17 protein-coding genes are annotated in these 17,869 nt (G+C 62.1%); 15 read left to right on the forward strand and 2 right to left on the reverse strand.

The window, feature by feature from the left end:
* Positions 1-87 precede the first annotated feature (87 nt).
* On the reverse strand, positions 88-684 hold the full coding sequence (gene paaY / locus KGA82_RS05220; protein ID WP_223449774.1) for a phenylacetic acid degradation protein PaaY: 597 nt from the start codon (positions 682-684) through the stop codon (positions 88-90).
* A 359-nt stretch (positions 685-1,043) separates the two neighbouring features.
* Between paaY and paaF the strand changes: the two genes are divergently transcribed.
* The 6 genes from paaF (at position 1,044) to paaK (ending at position 7,251) form a co-directional block, all read left to right on the forward strand.
* Positions 1,044-1,817, forward strand: coding sequence for a 2,3-dehydroadipyl-CoA hydratase PaaF (paaF, locus tag KGA82_RS05225; RefSeq protein ID WP_223449775.1), 774 nt, complete (start codon positions 1,044-1,046; stop codon positions 1,815-1,817).
* Between the two features lie 50 nt (positions 1,818-1,867).
* Positions 1,868-2,659 (forward strand): 2-(1,2-epoxy-1,2-dihydrophenyl)acetyl-CoA isomerase PaaG, encoded by a 792-nt coding sequence (gene paaG / locus KGA82_RS05230; protein WP_008038297.1) that lies wholly within the window; start codon positions 1,868-1,870, stop codon positions 2,657-2,659.
* A gap of 3 nt (positions 2,660-2,662) precedes the next feature.
* The gene (paaH, locus tag KGA82_RS05235; protein ID WP_223449776.1) at positions 2,663-4,180 is read left to right on the forward strand and encodes a 3-hydroxyacyl-CoA dehydrogenase PaaH; all 1,518 of its coding nucleotides are present in this window, start codon (positions 2,663-2,665) and stop codon (positions 4,178-4,180) included.
* Positions 4,173-4,622 carry a hydroxyphenylacetyl-CoA thioesterase PaaI gene (gene paaI / locus KGA82_RS05240; protein ID WP_008025274.1) on the forward strand — a complete coding sequence of 150 codons (450 nt, stop codon included), beginning with the start codon at positions 4,173-4,175 and terminating at the stop codon, positions 4,620-4,622. The genes paaH and paaI overlap by 8 nt, the downstream gene beginning before the upstream one ends.
* Positions 4,615-5,826, forward strand: a complete 1,212-nt coding sequence (pcaF, locus tag KGA82_RS05245) for a 3-oxoadipyl-CoA thiolase (protein WP_192228902.1) — start codon at positions 4,615-4,617, stop codon at positions 5,824-5,826. The genes paaI and pcaF overlap by 8 nt, the downstream gene beginning before the upstream one ends.
* 99 nt (positions 5,827-5,925) lie before the next feature.
* Positions 5,926-7,251, forward strand: coding sequence for a phenylacetate--CoA ligase PaaK (gene paaK, locus KGA82_RS05250; protein ID WP_223449777.1), 1,326 nt, complete (start codon positions 5,926-5,928; stop codon positions 7,249-7,251).
* A 550-nt stretch (positions 7,252-7,801) separates the two neighbouring features.
* On the opposite strand, the gene KGA82_RS05255 is transcribed toward paaK, so the two are convergent.
* Positions 7,802-8,353, reverse strand: a complete 552-nt coding sequence (locus KGA82_RS05255; protein ID WP_223449778.1) for a hypothetical protein — start codon at positions 8,351-8,353, stop codon at positions 7,802-7,804.
* A gap of 220 nt (positions 8,354-8,573) precedes the next feature.
* On the opposite strand from KGA82_RS05255, the gene paaA reads away from it, so the two are divergent.
* From paaA to paaZ, 9 genes are all read left to right on the forward strand, one after another.
* On the forward strand, positions 8,574-9,563 hold the full coding sequence (paaA, locus tag KGA82_RS05260; RefSeq protein WP_008032385.1) for a 1,2-phenylacetyl-CoA epoxidase subunit PaaA: 990 nt from the start codon (positions 8,574-8,576) through the stop codon (positions 9,561-9,563).
* Between the two features lie 28 nt (positions 9,564-9,591).
* Positions 9,592-9,873, forward strand: a complete 282-nt coding sequence (paaB, locus tag KGA82_RS05265) for a 1,2-phenylacetyl-CoA epoxidase subunit PaaB (protein WP_007943393.1) — start codon at positions 9,592-9,594, stop codon at positions 9,871-9,873.
* Positions 9,874-9,881: 8 nt separating this feature from the next.
* Positions 9,882-10,643: a 1,2-phenylacetyl-CoA epoxidase subunit PaaC gene (gene paaC / locus KGA82_RS05270; protein WP_223449779.1), complete on the forward strand. Its 762-nt coding sequence runs from the start codon at positions 9,882-9,884 to the stop codon at positions 10,641-10,643.
* Positions 10,630-11,163, forward strand: a complete 534-nt coding sequence (paaD, locus tag KGA82_RS05275) for a 1,2-phenylacetyl-CoA epoxidase subunit PaaD (RefSeq protein ID WP_223449780.1) — start codon at positions 10,630-10,632, stop codon at positions 11,161-11,163. Before paaC ends, paaD begins: the two co-directional genes overlap by 14 nt.
* A 33-nt stretch (positions 11,164-11,196) precedes the next feature.
* Entirely contained in the window at positions 11,197-12,273 is a 1,077-nt protein-coding gene (gene paaE, locus KGA82_RS05280) for a 1,2-phenylacetyl-CoA epoxidase subunit PaaE (RefSeq protein WP_223449781.1), read from the forward strand.
* Between the two features lie 177 nt (positions 12,274-12,450).
* Positions 12,451-12,759 carry a DUF485 domain-containing protein gene (locus KGA82_RS05285; RefSeq protein WP_008032377.1) on the forward strand — a complete coding sequence of 103 codons (309 nt, stop codon included), beginning with the start codon at positions 12,451-12,453 and terminating at the stop codon, positions 12,757-12,759.
* Positions 12,756-14,402, forward strand: a complete 1,647-nt coding sequence (locus KGA82_RS05290; protein ID WP_008032374.1) for a cation acetate symporter — start codon at positions 12,756-12,758, stop codon at positions 14,400-14,402. The genes KGA82_RS05285 and KGA82_RS05290 overlap by 4 nt, the downstream gene beginning before the upstream one ends.
* A gap of 32 nt (positions 14,403-14,434) precedes the next feature.
* A complete protein-coding gene (locus KGA82_RS05295; protein ID WP_223449782.1) occupies positions 14,435-15,688 on the forward strand; it encodes an OprD family porin in 1,254 nt (417 codons plus the stop codon).
* A 58-nt stretch (positions 15,689-15,746) separates the two neighbouring features.
* Positions 15,747-17,801, forward strand: a complete 2,055-nt coding sequence (gene paaZ / locus KGA82_RS05300) for a phenylacetic acid degradation bifunctional protein PaaZ (protein ID WP_008032371.1) — start codon at positions 15,747-15,749, stop codon at positions 17,799-17,801.
* Positions 17,802-17,869: the final 68 nt, after the last annotated feature.

A 17,869-nucleotide genomic window follows, 5' to 3' on the forward strand; every position in this document is an offset into this window, starting at 1 on the left:
GCTGGCGATCGCGGTGTGCCAGAAACATTAATCTCGACTGACACACCGCGATCGCCAGCAAGCCGGCTCCTACAGGGGATTGCGTTCTCATAGAAAACTGCCCTTGGGCCGCAGGCCGCTGTCGCTGATACGCGGGCGGTCGGGCTCCGGTTCGGTCAGCGGCTCGCAGACTTGCATCTGCTCCAGGCAACGCTTGGCCAGTTGCTGATATTCACGAGTGCCCGCCTGCTTCCACGACACCTCTTCATCGCTGAGGCTGCGCTTGACGCTGGCCGGCGCGCCCATGATCAGCGACTGCTCGGGGCCTTCGAAACCGGCCTTGACGAAGGCCGCCGCCGAGACGAATGAGCGAGCACCGATGCGCGCATTATCCATCACCACCGCATTCATCCCCACCAACGCGTCGGCACCAATCCGGCAGCCGTGCAACACCGCGCCATGGCCGATGTGGCCGTTGCGCTCGACCACGGTGTCGCTGTCCGGGAAACCGTGCATCACGCAGGTGTCCTGCAGATTGGCGCCCTCCTCCAGCACGATCCGGCCGAAGTCACCGCGCAGACTCGCCAGCGGACCGACGTAGCAATGGGGACCGATGATCACGTCGCCGATCAGCACGGCGGACGGGTGAACGTAAGCGCTGGGGTCAACCACCGGAGTCAGGCCATCGAGGCTGTAGCAGGTCATGGGGCGTTTCCTTATAGAGCATTCACAAAGCGATGCCGATGCAGACTCATTTTGTATCACATCACTTTTACATTAACAAAGCACAAAAACCGTATCACTTACAAAGCCACGGGCCTGCCGCGTCTATTTAGACGACAAAACCCCGGCTAAAACCAATAAAACAGGCGCATCCAGCGCTTGATCAAAGCCATTCAAACCACAACCATAAAACCACAAACCCGACGATAGGACACATTAAATCTATTTTTGTATTGCATTTACGTATCACGTTATAGGTATACTCCGGAAAAACCGGCCTACGCGCCGATCCAATAATGAGCCGGCATTACAGCCGAGCGTGCACCGTGAGGGCATCCGCCATGCCTCTAACCCTTGCTGTCGAACTCTTCGAACCGGGCGTCCGCCTGATTACCCTGCAGCGCCCGCAAGCGTTGAATGCCCTGACCACCCAATTGCTGGGTGAACTGGCGGACGAACTGACGGCCGCGCAAGCCGATGCCGAGACCCGCGTCGTGGTCCTGACCGGTAGCCGCAAAGCCTTCGCGGCCGGTGCTGACATCAAGGAAATGGCCGAACGCAATCTGGTCGGCATCCTCGACGACCCGCGCCAGGCGTCATGGCAAACCATCACCCGCTTCAACAAACCGCTGATCGCCGCCGTCAACGGCTTCGCCCTCGGCGGTGGCTGCGAACTGGCGATGCACGCCGACATCATCATCGCCGGCGAGGACGCACGTTTCGGTCAGCCGGAAATCAACCTCGGGATCATGCCCGGCGCCGGCGGCACCCAACGTTTGCTGCGCGCCGTCGGCAAATCCATGGCCATGCAGATGGTCCTGACCGGCGAGCCGATCGACGCCCGCCAGGCCCAGCGCGCCGGACTGGTCAGCGAAGTCACCCAACCGGAATTCACCGTCGAGCGTGCACTGCAGATCGCCCGCAGCATTGCCACGAAAGCACCGCTGGCGGTGCGCCTGGCCAAGGAAGCGCTGCTCAAGGCGATGGACACCGACCTCGCCAGCGGCCTGCGTTTCGAGCGCCACGCCTTCACCGTGCTGGCCGGCACCCGCGACCGCGACGAAGGCATTGAGGCCTTTCAGCAAAAACGCACGCCGACCTTCACTGGCCAGTAATCCGGCCATCGATAACGAATTCGAACGACCTCCCAGAGAACGCCAAGACCATGAACTTCGAACACATCCTGTTTTCCATCGAGGCCGGCGTTGCCCTGCTGAGCCTCAATCGCCCAGACCAACTCAACAGCTTCAACACGCAGATGCACGGCGAAGTGAAGGAAGCGCTCAAGCAGGTTCGGCAGAACCCGGACGTGCGCGTACTGCTGCTGACCGGTGAAGGTCGCGGTTTCTGCGCAGGGCAAGACCTCAGCGACCGCAATGTCGCGCCGGGCAGCGCCGTGCCGGATCTGGGCGAGTCCATCGAGAAGTTCTACAACCCGCTGATCCGCCAGTTGCGCGACCTGCCGCTGCCGGTGATCTGCGCGGTCAACGGCGTGGCGGCCGGCGCCGGCGCCAACATTCCACTGGCTTGCGATCTGGTATTGGCAGCGCGTTCGGCGAGCTTTATCCAGGCCTTCTGCAAGATCGGTTTGATCCCGGATTCCGGCGGCACCTGGACCTTGCCGCGCCTGGTCGGCATGGCCCGCGCCAAGGCGCTGGCCTTGCTCGGTAATCGCCTGAGCGCCGAGCAAGCCGAGCAATGGGGGCTGATCTACCGCGTGGTCGACGATGCCGAATTGCGCAATGAAGCCCTGACCCTCGCCCGCCATCTGGCCACACAACCGACGTACGGTTTGGCCCTGATCAAACGCAGCCTCAACGCCAGCCTGAGCAACACCTTCGATGAACAGCTGGAGTTGGAAAAAGACCTGCAACGCCTGGCCGGACGCAGCGAGGATTACCGTGAAGGCGTCAGCGCGTTCATGGAAAAACGCAGCCCAAGTTTCAAGGGGCGCTGAGTCATGACCGCACTGAACACTAACGCGCGCATCGCAGTGATCGGCGCTGGGGCCATGGGCGCAGGCATTGCCCAGGTCGCGGCGCAGGCCGGTCATCCGGTGTTGCTGCTAGACAATCGCCCCGGCGCTGCAGCGCAGGCCATTGAAGGCATTGATCGACAACTGGGCAAACGGGTCGAGAACGGCAAACTGTCCGTCGAGTCGCGCAGCGCAACGATTGCGCGCCTGCACGCCGTGGAAGCCATCGAAGCGCTGGCCGAGTGCGAGTTGATCATCGAAGCCATCGTCGAAAACCTTGAGGTCAAACGCGCGCTCTTCCGCCAGCTGGAAGGCATCTGTGGTGAGCACTGCATTCTGGCGAGCAACACCTCGTCGCTGTCGATCACCAGCATCGCCGCGCAGCTGAACCATCCGCAACGCTTGCTCGGCTTGCACTTCTTCAACCCGGCGCCGGTCATGGCGCTGGTGGAAATCGTGTCGGGGCTGGCCAGCGATCCGGCGTTGGCCGAGTGTCTGTACGACACCGCCAAAGCCTGGGGCAAAAAACCCGTACACACCCGCTCGACACCGGGCTTTATCGTCAACCGCGTCGCCCGCCCGTTCTACGCCGAAAGCCTGCGCCTGCTGCAGGAAGACGCAGCGGATTGCCCGACGCTGGATGCGCTGATGCGCGAGGCCGGTGGTTTTGCGATGGGCGCCTTCGAGCTGACCGACCTGATCGGCCATGACGTCAACTATGCCGTGACTTGTTCGGTGTTTGATGCCTATTACGGGGATACACGTTTCCTGCCTTCGCTGATTCAGAAGGAATTGGTCGACGCCGGGCGCCTGGGTCGCAAAAGCGGCCATGGCTTCTACCGTTATGCCGAAGGCTCCGAGCGACCACAGCCGACCTCTATCAGCAGCGATCACCCGGTTGAAACCTGCGTCGTGGAAGGTGATCTCGGCATCGCCAACGCGTTGATTGCGCGTCTGCGCGAACATCAGATCAACGTCATTCAGCGCGATGGCCAAGGCCTGTTGAAAGTCGGCGATGCGGTGCTGGCGCTTAGCGACGGGCGCATGGCCTGTCAGCGGGCGAAAGAAGACGGGCTGCGCAATCTGATCCTGCTGGACCTGGCCTTCGACTACGGCAAGGCCAGCCGCATCGCCATCAGTTGCTCGGCAGACATCACCCCTTCGGCACTCGAACACGGCGTCGCACTGCTGCAACGCGCTGGATTCACCGTCAGCCAACTCAGCGACAGCCCCGCGCTCGCAGTGTTGCGCACGGTGGCGATGCTCACCAACGAAGCCGCCGACGCCGTGCTGCAAGGCGTGGCCTCGGCCGCCGACATCGATCTGGCGATGCGCGCCGGCGTCAATTACCCGCAAGGCCCGCTGGCCTGGGCCGACGCCATTGGCCTCGCGCACATCCTCAACGTGCTGGAAAACCTGCAAACGAGCTACGGCGAACAACGCTATCGACCGTCGCTGCTGTTGCGCCGCCGCGTCGCTGAAGGGAGGACGTTCCATGACTAATCACGAAGCAATGAACCTGGCCAGCAACTGCGCGCAAACGATGTTCAAGCGCGACGCCGCGAGCCAGGCCATGGGCATGCGTCTGCTCTCGGCAGCACCGGGCTGCGCCCGCGTCGGCATGAGCGTGCGCGCCGACATGATTCAGGGCCACGGCACTTGCCACGGCGGTTACCTGTTCGCCCTCGCCGACTCGGCGTTTGCCTTTGCCTGCAACAGCTACAACGAAGCCACCGTGGCCATCGGTTGCAGCATCGACTACATCGCCCCGGCACGCCTGGGCGACACCTTGACCGCCGATTGCACCGAGCAGAGCCGCTCCGGTCGCACCGGCAACTACGACGTGCGCATTGAAAACCAACTGGGCCAGCTGATCGCGCTGTTCCATGGCAAATCCTACAAAGTGCGCGGCGCTGTGCTCGCGCAGGAGACCCCGAATGAATGACGCCTTGATCATCGACGCCGTGCGGACCCCGATCGGCCGCTACGCCGGTGCCTTGAGCAGCGTACGTGCCGACGACCTCGGTGCAGTGCCGTTGCGCGAACTGCTGCGCCGCCACCCGCAGGTCAACTGGAATGCCGTGGATGATGTGATCTACGGTTGCGCCAACCAGGCCGGCGAAGACAACCGCAACGTCGCACGCATGTCGGCGCTGCTGGCCGGCTTGCCGGTCAGCGTGCCGGGGACCACGCTCAACCGTTTGTGCGGTTCCGGGCTGGATGCCATCGGCACCGCAGCGCGGGCGATTCGTTGCGGCGAAGCCGGGCTGATGCTGGTCGGCGGCGTCGAATCGATGTCCCGCGCGCCGTTGGTCATGGGCAAGGCCGAACAGGCCTTCTCCCGGGATGCGCAGGTCTACGACACCACCATCGGCTGGCGCTTCGTCAATCCGCTGATGAAAAAAACCTACGGCATCGACTCGATGCCGGAAACCGCCGAGAACGTCGCCGAGCAGTTCAACATCTCCCGCGCCGACCAGGACGCCTTTGCCCTGCGCAGCCAGCAGCGTGCCGGCGCGGCCCAGGCCAGTGGGCGTCTGGCCAAGGAAATCGTCGCGGTGGAAATCCCGCAGCGCAAAGGCCCGGCCAAAGTCGTCGAGCATGACGAACACCCCCGCGGCGACACCACGCTTGAGCAGTTGCAGAAACTCGGCACGCCGTTTCGCGAAGGCGGCAGCGTCACCGCCGGCAATGCCTCCGGGGTCAATGACGGCGCTTGCGCGCTGTTGCTGGCCAGCCCGGCGGTCGCCAAACGCCACGGCCTGAAGGCTCGCGGCCGGGTTGTGGCCATGGCCACTGCCGGCGTCGAGCCGCGCATCATGGGCATCGGCCCGGTTCCAGCGACGCGCAAAGTGCTGGAACTGGCCAACCTGAGCCTCGCCGACATGGACGTGATCGAACTCAACGAAGCCTTCGCCGCGCAAGGCCTGGCGGTGTTGCGCGAACTGGGTTTGAGCGACACCGACCCGCGGGTCAACCCGAATGGCGGCGCCATCGCCCTCGGCCACCCATTGGGCATGAGCGGTGCGCGGCTGGTCACCACCGCCCTGCACGAACTGGAAGAACGTCAGGGCCGCTACGCCTTGTGCACCATGTGCATCGGCGTCGGCCAGGGCATTGCGCTGATCATTGAGCGCTTGTCCGACTAAAGAATCGCGATTCCCGGGGAGCCTAGAGGTATCCTTGGGGCATGCACTCAAAGCCCGGCTGCGGCCGGGCTGAAACACAAAAATAATTCGAGTGAAGTTATGAACATGCCAATTGCCAAAGCCGTGCTTGATCCCGTGCTGGACCCGCTGGAAACCGCCAGCATTGACGAACTCCGTCAGCACCAGCTGGAACGCCTGCGCTGGAGCCTCAACCACGCCTACAAAAATGTGCCGCTGTACCGTCAGCGCTTCGATGCACTGGGCGTGCACCCGGATGACATCAAATCCCTGGAAGACCTGGCGAAGTTTCCGTTCACCACCAAATCCGACCTGCGCGACAACTACCCCTACGGCATGTTTGCCGTGCCGATGCAGGACGTGGTGCGCCTGCACGCGTCCAGCGGCACCACCGGCAAACCGACCGTCGTCGGTTACACGCAGAACGACATCGACACCTGGGCCAACGTGGTCGCTCGCTCGATCCGCGCAGCCGGTGGCCGACGTGGCGACAAAGTGCACATTTCCTATGGCTACGGCCTGTTCACCGGCGGCCTCGGCGCGCACTACGGTGCCGAACGCCTGGGTTGCACGGTGATTCCGATGTCCGGCGGCCAGACTGAAAAGCAAGTGCAACTGATCAAGGATTTCCAGCCGGACATCATCATGGTCACGCCTTCGTACATGCTCAACATCGCCGATGAAATCGAGCGCCAGGGCATCGACCCGCACAAACTGGCCCTGCGCCTGGGCATCTTCGGTGCCGAGCCGTGGACCGGCGAACTGCGCAGCGCCATCGAGGACCGTTTGGGCATCACTGCACTGGACATCTACGGGCTCTCGGAAATCATGGGGCCGGGCGTCGCCATGGAATGCGCCGAAACCAAGGACGGGCCGACGATCTGGGAAGACCATTTCTACCCGGAAATCATCGACCCGGTCACCGGTGAAGTGCTGCCGGACGGGCAGATGGGCGAGCTGGTGTTCACGTCCCTGAGCAAGGAAGCCTTGCCGATGATCCGCTACCGCACCCGCGACCTGACGCGCCTGCTGCCGGGGACTGCGCGGCCGATGCGGCGGATCGACAAGATCACCGGGCGTAGCGATGACATGTTGATCATTCGCGGGGTTAACGTGTTTCCGACGCAGATCGAGGAGCAGGTGCTGAAAATCAAACAGCTTTCAGAGTGTTATGAGATTCATCTGTATCGCAACGGGAACCTGGACAGCGTGGATGTGCATGTCGAGTTGAAGGCTGAACACCAGCACTTGAGCGATGAGCAGCAGAGGGCTGTTTGTGGCGAGTTGAGCAAGCACATCAAGACGTATATCGGGATCAGTTCGCGGATTGTTTTGCAGCCTCTGCATTCGATCAAGCGCTCTGAGGGCAAGGCTTGTCACGTGATGGACAAACGCCCGAAAGCATGACTGCTGCACCCTTTAAGCCCCGCTTTTGCGGGGCTTTTTTTTTGGGTGTGCGCGCACGAACTCTGTGGGAGCGAGCCTGCTCGCGAAGGCTTTACAGGCAACCCGATTCTCGCGTATGTACCGCGATCTATTGTAGGAGCCGGCTTGCTGCGGGCGGCGTTCCGACGATGGCGGCCTGACAGCCGACCATTTTCTTTCGGGTGTACATATCCATTCCTGCGGTAACGGCCGCTAATGGTTTCGCCCTTACGGCGAGTCACTTGGAAGAGCCCCAAGTAACCAAGGGCTCTTGCCCCTTTCGTTCGGTGCCTCGCCTAGGCTCGGCATTCCCTCGCTCCGGCCTCTCGAGGGGGCGCTCAGATCAAAAGCTGAAGGCGAGCTAACGCTCGGCCTGATGAGTGGTGAGAAGCAAAAGCGTACGCGATTCCCTGTAGGAGCCGGCTTGCTGGCGATGGCGGTGGGTCAGTCGACGTTTGTATTGGCTGGACGGAGGCTATCGCCGGCAAGCCAGCTCCTACAGGGTTCATGCGGGCTCCGAAAAGCCATGATTTCAGAGCCTCGCCTTCATGGAATCGCGAGAGAGCGCCCGGTCAACGGAGCGCCTGGCAGTGACGCGTCTGTCCAGCCTATCGATGTGAGCACCCAGCGCCGGGATCAGTCGCGCTTTGCGCATGTCGTCGAGCTTGGCCACCCCCAGCCAATAGATGAATGGCAGTACAAAGCCTCCTCCAAAATGACCAAACCACTTGGCGATAAACGATGACGGGACGATCAGCGCCACCAAAACCAGCCAGGACCAGGACAGCGGCTTGGCCATCTCCTTATAGATAACATCACTCGAACCCAAGGCATAACTGAGCGAAAGATGGTGATTGCGCAGCACTACCGGACACACATATTCCTTGTGTGAACTGCTTGCGTAGATCACGGAAACCTCATGACCTTTACGCAACTGGAAATCTTCAAAACCATATTCCAGACGGCGCTCTTCGCCCTCCTTCGTTCTGATCCAGATCACCCCACGGCTCGGCGTATTGCTGATCACCACCCCATGCTCGATGTGGAAATGAATCCTGACCTTACCGAAGGTGAAATCCTGCATGCCCACTCCTTGAAATTCCGTCACCGATGACGAGTCGCCCAGTCGGTAAGCGGCGGATGCTACTAAGGCGCCATCAGGCTGTCCAGAAACCGGACTTGCCCCGTACGTCGAAAGCGATACAAAAAAACATACGACACGATATTTTGTGTTTGATATTAAATTCTGTATCGCTTATAAAGTTCTCCATGCCCTCGATCAGATTCAAGGCGGGAGACCCCCAATGTACGCACAGCTCGTAGAAACCGGCGTTAAGCGCATCAAGGACCTGTCGGAAATGTCCGAACAGGAACGCGCCTTCCAGGAAAAAATCGATTCAGAAATCAAGATCGAAGCGAAAAACTGGATGCCTGATGCCTATCGCCAGACCCTGATCCGGCAGATCTCGCAGCACGCCCACTCGGAAATCGTCGGCATGCTGCCCGAAGGCAACTGGGTCACCCGCGCGCCATCGCTCAAACGCAAACTGCAATTGATGGCCAAGATTCAGGACGAAGCCGGCCACGGCCTGTACCTGTACAGCGCCATGGAAACCCTCGGCGCCGACCGCGACGAAGAAATCGCCAAGCTGCACAGCGGCAAGGCCAAGTACTCGAGCATCTTCAACTACCCAACCCTGAACTGGGCCGACATGGGCGCAGTGGGCTGGCTGGTGGACGGCGCCGCGATCGTCAATCAGGTGGTGTTGCAGCGCACCTCATATGGCCCCTACTCCCGGGCCATGGTGCGCATCTGCAAGGAAGAAAGTTTCCACCAGCGCCAAGGCTACGAAATCCTTCTGACCATGATGCGCCACGGCAATCAGGCGCAAAAAGACATGGTCCAGGACGCGATCAACCGCCTGTGGTGGCCGTCGCTGATGATGTTCGGCCCGAGCGACGAACACTCGCCGAACAGCGCCCAGTCCATGGCCTGGAAAATCAAACGCCAGAGCAACGACGAACTGCGCCAGCGCTTCATCGACCAGACCATCCCGCAACTCGAATTGCTCGGTTGCACCTGCCCCGATCCGGACCTGAAGTGGAACGCCGAACGCGGCCATTACGACTTCGGTGAAATCCAGTGGAGCGAGTTCTACGAAGTGCTCAAGGGCAACGGCCCGTGCAACCAGGAACGCGTCGCCACTCGCCGCAAAGCCATTGAAGACGGCGCCTGGGTCCGCGAAGCCGCAGTTGCCCACGCCCGCAAAAAACAAAACAAGAACGCCGCCTGATTCGGCCACCTGATCTGGAGACACCGCCATGTCCGAATGGACCCTTTTCGAAGTCTTCGTGCGCAGCAAGCACGGCCTCAACCACAAGCACGTCGGCAGCGTGCATGCCGCCGACACCACCATGGCCATCGAGAACGCGCGTGAGTTGTACACCCGTCGCAGCGAAGGCGTGAGCCTGTGGGTCGTGCCGTCGGCACTGATCACCGCCTCGTCGCCGGATGAAAAAGATCCGCTGTTCGACCCGTCGGACGACAAGGTTTATCGCCATGCCAGCTTCTACGAGCTGCCGGCCGAAGTCGGGCACATGTGAGGTCGACCATGAATAACAACACCGATCTGATCGAATACCTGCTGCGCCTCGGCGACAGCGCCCTGATCCAGGGCCAGCGCCTGTGCCAATGGTGCGGCAAGGCGCCGGCGCTGGAAGAAGAACTGGCGCTGATGAACGTCGGCCTCGACCTCGTCGGCCAGGCGCGCAACTGGCTGGAATACGCCGCTGAACTGCTGGGCGACGATCGCGATGCCGATCACCTGGCGTTCCGTCGCGATGAGCGCGCCTATCGCAACCTGCTGCTGGTGGAACAACCCAACGGCGATTACGCGGTGACCATCCTCAAGCAGTTCCTGTATGACGCCTGGCACCTGGAAGTGCTTAAAGGTCTGAGCCAGTCCAGCGATGAGCGCATCGCCGGGATCGCTGCCAAAGCCGTAAAGGAAGTCACCTATCACCTGCGCCGTTCCGGCGAGTGGGTCGAGCGTCTGGGCGACGGCACCGAGGAAAGCCACAAGCGCATGCTCGCAGCGATCCCTGAGGTCTGGCGCTTTACCGTGGAACTGATCGCTGCCGATGACAGCGAACAGCGTCTGTGCGAAGCCGGCATCACCCCGGACATCGCCACCGTCGCCGCCGCGTGGCAAGCCAGGGTCAACGAGATTTTCGCCAGCGCCACCCTGCCGGTGCCTGCCGCGCCGAGCTATTTCTACCTGAATGCGCGCAAGGGCCTGCACACCGAACACCTCGGCATCCTGTTGGCGGAGATGCAATTCCTGCCACGAGCGTACCCCGATGCAACCTGGTGAGCTGATCGCCAGCGACCTCGGCGCCCGGCCGGCCCAACCGACGGACCTGGCCGCCGCGTGGGCGACCCTGGCGCAGGTCATGGACCCGGAAGTGCCGGTGGTCAGCGTGGTCGACCTCGGCATCGTGCGCGATCTCGACTGGCAAGCCGGCCACTTGCACGTGGTGGTCACGCCGACCTACTCCGGCTGCCCCGCCACCGAGGTGATTGAAAGCGACATCCGCGATGCGCTGGAACTTGCCGGCTTCAGGGCACCGCAACTGGAACGCAAATTGACCCCGGCGTGGACCACCGACTGGATCACCGACAGCGGCCGCGAACGCCTGCGCGCTTATGGCATCGCACCGCCCGACGGCAGCACCAGCAAACGCAGCCTGCTCGGCGAAAGCCCGGTGATCGTCTGCCCGCAATGCGGCAGCGCGCACACCGAAGTGCTCAGCGAGTTCGGTTCCACCGCGTGCAAGGCGTTGTACCGCTGCGTCGATTGCCGCGAGCCGTTCGACTATTTCAAGTGCATCTGAGCGGCGATCGGCCGTCCCAGCTGGAGAACAATAATGAGCAAATTTCACAGCCTGACCATCAAGGACGTGCGCGCCGAAACCCGTGACTCGGTGTCCATCGCCTTCGATATTCCGCAGCACCTGCAAGACAGTTTTCACTTCACCCAGGGCCAGCACCTGGTGATGCGCACGCAGATGGATGGCGAAGAAGTGCGTCGTTCGTATTCGATTTGCACCGGCGTCAATGACGGCGAACTGCGCGTCGCGATCAAGCGTGTGGCCGGCGGGCGTTTCTCCGCATTCGCCAATGAGCAGCTCAAGGCCGGGCACAGCCTGGAAGTGATGCCGCCGGCCGGGCACTTCTGCGTCGAGCTCGACCCACAACGCCACGGTCATTACCTGGCCGTGGCGGCGGGCAGCGGCATCACGCCGATCCTGTCGATCATCAAGACCACCCTGCAAACCGAACCGCACAGCCGCGTCACGCTGCTGTATGGCAACCGCTCAAGTTCCGGCGCGCTGTTCCGTGAACAGCTCGAAGATTTGAAAAACCGCTACTTGCAGCGTCTGAACCTGATCTTCGTGTTCAGTCGCGAGCAGCAGGATGTCGACCTGTACAACGGCCGGATCAACGCCGAGAAATGCGAGCAACTGTTCTCCCGCTGGCTCGATGTCAAAGCCCTTGATGCGGCATTCATCTGTGGCCCTCAGGAGATGACCGAAACCGTGCGCGACAGCCTCAAGGCCAAGGGCATGGCACCGGAGCGCATCCATTTCGAACTGTTCGCCGCCGCTGGCAGCCAGCAAAAACGCGAGGCTCGCGAGGCTGCACGGCAAGTTGATGCGGCGGTCAGCCAGATCACCGTCATCAGCGACGGCCGCGCGCTGGCCTTCGACCTGCCGCGCAACAGCCAGAGCATCCTCGATGCCGGCAACGCCCAGGGCGCCGAATTGCCTTACTCGTGCAAGGCCGGCGTGTGCTCGACGTGCAAATGCAAGGTCATCGAAGGCGAAGTGGAAATGGACAGCAACCACGCCCTGGAAGACTACGAAGTGGCTGCCGGTTACGTGCTGTCGTGCCAGGCGTATCCGGTCAGCGACAAAGTCATCCTGGATTTCGACCAACTCTGATTATCCGGCAAACACGGAACCTGTAGGAGCGAGGCTTGCCCGCGAAGACTGACCATCAGACGACATCAATGTTGAATCTGCCGGCCTCTTCGCGGGCAAGCCTCGCTCCTACAGGGACCGGGGCGCCCCCGAGAACCTGCTTCACCCCACAACAAAAACAACAACAGAGAGCGTGCCATGACACCCACAGACGTAGAACTCATCCGCCAGCACCCCGATTTCATCCAGCTGGTTCGTCGCAAACAAAACCTGTACTGGTCGCTGTCGCTGATCATGCTGGTGATCTATTTCGGCTTCGTGTTGCTGGTGGCGTTCTCCCCCGCCACCCTCGGCCAGTCCTTGAGCGGCGGCGTGACCTCGGTGGGCATGCTGGTCGGTGTGGTGATTGTGGTATTGGCCTTCGCGCTGACCGGTTTCTACGTCTATCGCGCCAACAACGTGATTGATCCGCTCAACGAAAAACTGAAACAGGAGTGCGCCCGATGAGCCGGCTCCTGGCGTTGTTCCTGTTGCCGCTGGCAGCAGTCACCGACTTCGCGGTCGCCGCCGACGGCGCGTCCCGCCCATTGAACTGGAACGCCATCGGCATGTTCCTGGTGTTCGTGCTGTTCACCCTCGGCGTCACACGTTGGGCCGCATTGCGTACCCGCTCTGCCAGCGACTTCTACACCGCCGGCGGTGGCATGACTGGCTTCCAGAACGGCCTGGCGATTGCCGGCGACATGATCTCGGCGGCGTCTTTCCTCGGCATCTCGGCGATGATGTTTCTCAATGGCTACGACGGTTTGCTCTACGCCCTGGGCGTGTTGGCGGGCTGGCCGATCATCCTGTTCCTGATCGCTGAACGCCTGCGCAACCTCGGCAAATATACGTTCGCCGACGTGGTCTCTTATCGCCTGGAACAAACCCCGGTGCGCCTGACCTCGGCCTTCGGCACCCTGACCGTCGCGTTGATGTACCTGGTGGCGCAGATGGTCGGTGCCGGCAAATTGATCGAGTTGCTGTTCGGCATCGACTACCTCTACGCGGTGATGCTGGTCGGTGTGTTGATGGTGTTCTACGTGACCTTCGGCGGCATGCTCGCCACCACGTGGGTGCAGATCATCAAAGCGGTGATGCTGCTGTTCGGCACCACGTTCATGGCATTCATGGTGCTCAAGCATTTCGGCTTCAGCACCGAAGCGATGTTCGCCGGCGCCACTGCCGTGCACGCCAAGGGCAGCGCGATCATGGCGCCCGGTGGCTTGCTGTCGAACCCGATCGATGCAATCTCGCTGGGGCTGGGCATGATGTTCGGCACCGCTGGCCTGCCGCATATCCTGATGCGTTTCTTCACCGTCAGCGATGCCAAGGAAGCGCGTAAAAGCGTGTTCTACGCCACCGGTTTCATCGGTTACTTCTACTTGCTGCTGATCATCGTCGGCTTCGGCGCCATCGTCATGGTCGGCACCGATCCTGCGTTCCGCGATGCCAGCGGCGCGATCATCGGCGGCGGCAACATGATCGCCGTGCACCTGGCACAAGCCGTGGGCGGCAACCTGTTCCTCGGGTTCATCTCGGCGGTGGCCTTCGCCACCATTCTGGCGGTGGTTGCAGGCCTGGCGTTGTCCGGTGCCTCGGCGGTGTCCCACGATTTGTATGCCTGCGTGATGCGCAAGGGCCAGGCCACCGAGCAGCAGGAAATCCGCGTCTCGCGCATTGCCACGCTGTGCATCGGCGTGCTGGCGATCATCCTCGGCCTGCTGTTCGAATCGCAGAACATTGCGTTCCTTTCCGGCCTGGTGCTGGCCATCGCCGCGTCGGTGAATTTCCCGGTGCTGTTCCTTTCGATGTACTGGAAAGGCCTGACCACTCGCGGCGCGGTCACCGGCAGCCTGACGGGGCTGGTCTCGGCGATTGTCCTGCTGGTGCTGAGCCCGGCGGTGTGGGTCAACGTGTTGCATCACGACAAGGCGCTGTTCCCGTACTCCAACCCGGCGCTGTTTTCCATGAGCCTCGCGTTTTTCAGTGCCTGGCTGTTTTCGGTCACCGACACCTCGCCGCGAGCGGCCCTTGAGCGCGGCCGCTACCTGGCGCAGTTCATCCGTTCGATGACCGGCATCGGTGCCTCCGGCGCCAGCAAGCACTAATCACGACCGACTGATGGCAGGGAATAAAAACAATGAAGCCCGCACGTTCTGCACCCTACGAATCACTGTTTTCGCTGGCCGCCGCATTGAGCCTGCCCATGGTCGCCCCCAGCGCCATGGCCGACTTTATCGATGACAGCAAGGCCCGCATTGAAATGCGCAACCACTACATCAATCGCGATTTCCGTCAGGACAACGCCGCGCAATCCAAGGCTGAAGAATGGGCGCAGGGTTTCACCGCGCGCATCGAGTCCGGGTTCACCGACGGCACTTTAGGCTTCGGTCTCGATGCGTTGGGGGAGCTGGGATTGAAACTCGACTCCAGCCCGGATCGCCGTGGCACCGGGCTGCTGCCTTTCGGTCCGAAAAGCCATGAGCCGGCGGACGAGTTCAGCGAGTTGGGGCTGACCGGCAAGCTGCGGGTATCGAAAAGCGTGTTGAAGCTCGGCACCCTGCAACCCCTGCTGCCGGTGGCGACTTACAACGACACCCGCCTGCTCGGTTCGACCTTCGAAGGCGGCTTGCTGACCAGCCAGGAAATCAGTGGCCTGACGCTGAATACCGGGCGCCTGACCAAGGCCAACCTGCGGGATTCCTCCAGCAACGATGACATCGGTTACGCCGCCGCCAGCAGTGATCACTTCGACTTTGCCGGCGGCAGCTACGCGTTCAGTCCGCAACTGAACCTGAGCTATTACTACGGCAAGCTCGATCAGATTTATCGCCAGCAATTTGTCGGGTTGGTGCATACCCAGCCGCTGGGCAACGGTTTCAATCTGCGCAGCGACTTGCGCTATTTCGACAGCCGGGGCGACGGCGCCGAACGCGCCGGGCGCATCGACAACCGCAACTTCAACAGCATGTTCACCGTGTCCCACGGTGCCCACAAGGTCAGCGCCACGTACCAGCAATTGTCCGGCGACAGTGCCTTTCCGTTCCTCAACGGCGGCGATCCGTACGTGGTCAACCTGGTGACCTTCAACACCTACACCCGGGCCGACGAGGACTCCTGGCAGTTGCGTTACGACTACGACTTCGCGGCGCAAGGCATTCCCGGCCTGACCTTCATGACCCGCTACACCGACGGTCGCCACGTCAAGGCCGGCAGCGTCGACAACGGTCGTGAGCGCGAGCGCGACACCGACATCAGTTACGTCATCCAGAGCGGCGTGTTCAAGGACGTCAGCCTGCGCTGGCGCAACGTGACCTTCCGCTCCGGCAATGGCCTGAACACCGCCCTCGATGAAAACCGGCTGATCGTCGGTTACACCGTGGCGCTTTGGTAATCCCTGAAGGGCGCGGTTACCGCCGCGCCAACACCTTTCACAACCTGGAGGAATCGTGATGTCTCACGCCCCTACCCTGCAAAGTTTCATCGCCGGTCGCTGGATCGGCCAACACGGTGCCCAGGTGCTGCGCAGCGCCATCGACGGCCACGAGATTGCACGCACCCACGAGGAACGCCCGGACTTCGCCGAAGCCGTCGAGCACGGTCGTCGCCAAGGCATCAGCGGCTTGATGGCGCTGGACTTCCAGCAACGGGCGCAACGCCTCAAGGCACTGGCCTTGTACCTGAGCGAGCGCAAGGAACAGCTTTACGCGATCTCCCACCACAGCGGCGCCACCCGCGCCGACAGCTGGATCGATATCGAGGGCGGCAACAGCACGCTGTTCACCTACGCCAGCCTCGGCTCGCGGGAACTGCCGTCGGGCAACATCGTCCACGAAGGCCCGGCGATGCAGCTGAGCAAGCTCGGCACCTTCGCCGGCACGCACATTCTGGTGCCGCGCGGTGGTCTGGCGGTGCACATCAATGCGTTCAACTTCCCGATCTGGGGCATGCTGGAAAAATTCGCGCCGAGCTTTCTCGCCGGCATGCCGTGCATCGTCAAACCGGCCAGCGCCACCAGCTACCTGACCGAAGCCGTGGTGCGGCTGATGGACGAATCCGGCTTGCTGCCGGCGGGCAGCCTGCAACTGATCATCGGCAGCACCGGTGACTTGCTCGACCGCCTGCAAGGCCAGGACGTGGTGACGTTCACCGGTTCCGCCGACACCGCAGCCAAGTTGCGCGTCAATCCGAACCTGATCCGCAACTCGGTGCCGTTCAACGCCGAAGCCGACTCGCTGAACTGCGCGATCCTCGCCCCGGACGTGACCCCGGACGACGAAGAGTTCGAGCTGTTCATCAAGGAAGTCGCACGGGAAATGACCACCAAGGCCGGGCAGAAATGCACCGCCATCCGCCGCGCCATCGTGCCGGCCAAACACATCGATGCCGTCGCGACCCGTTTGCGCGACCGTCTGAAGAAAGTCGTGGTCGGCGACCCGTCGGTGGAAGGCGTGCGCATGGGTGCACTGGCCTCTCACGATCAGCAAAAAGACGTCGCCGAGCGCCTGGAAAGCCTGCTGCAAAGCAGCGACATGCTGTTTGGCGCTCGCGACGGTTTTGAGCCGCGTGGCGAAAACGTCAGCCAGGGTGCGTTCTTCGCGCCGACCCTGTTGCAGGCCCGCGACCCGCACGCTGAAGGCGGCGCGCACGACATCGAAGCGTTCGGCCCGGTCAGCACGCTGATGGCCTACGACGACCTCGACGAAGCATTGGCCCTGGCCGCGCGCGGCAAAGGCAGCCTGGTGGCGAGTCTGATCACCAAGGATCCGCAGATCGCCGCCAAAGCCATTCCTGTCGCGGCAGCCTGGCACGGTCGCTTGCTGGTGCTGGACCGCGAATCCGCCGCCGAATCCACCGGCCACGGCTCGCCCCTGCCACAACTCAAGCATGGCGGGCCGGGTCGTGCCGGTGGCGGTGAAGAGCTCGGTGGTCTGCGCGCGGTAAAACACTACCTGCAACGCGCCGCCGTGCAAGGCTCGCCGACCATGCTCGCCGCCGTCACCGGCGAATACGTGCGCGGCGCCAAGGTCATCGAGACCGAGGTGCATCCGTTCCGCCGGTTCTTCCAGGACCTGCAGATCGGCGAGTCGCTGCTGACCCACCGTCGCACCGTGACCGAGGCCGATCTGGTGAACTTCGGCTGCCTGTCCGGCGATCACTTCTACATGCACTTCGACGAGATCGCCGCCAAGGAATCGCAATTCGGCAAACGCATCGCCCACGGTTACTTCGTGCTGTCGGCGGCGGCCGGTCTGTTCGTCTCCCCGGCGCCGGGCCCGGTGCTGGCCAACTACGGCCTGGATACGTTGCGCTTCATCAACCCGGTGGGCATCGGCGACACCATCCAGGCGCGCCTGACCTGCAAACGCAAAATCGATCAGGGCAAAAAGAGCCCGCAGGGCATTCCGCAGGGCGTGGTGGCATGGGACGTGGAAGTCACCAACCAGCTGGGTGAACTGGTCGCCAGTTACGACATCCTCACCTTGGTCGTCAAACGCGAGGATTAACGCAGGCCTGTAGACGCTGGCTTGCCGGCGATGACGTCCGCATGATCGATGCCAATCCAAAGGCCCCA

This window comes from Pseudomonas sp. BF-RE-22 (genome assembly GCF_019956155.1).
Classification (GTDB): domain Bacteria; phylum Pseudomonadota; class Gammaproteobacteria; order Pseudomonadales; family Pseudomonadaceae; genus Aquipseudomonas; species Aquipseudomonas migulae.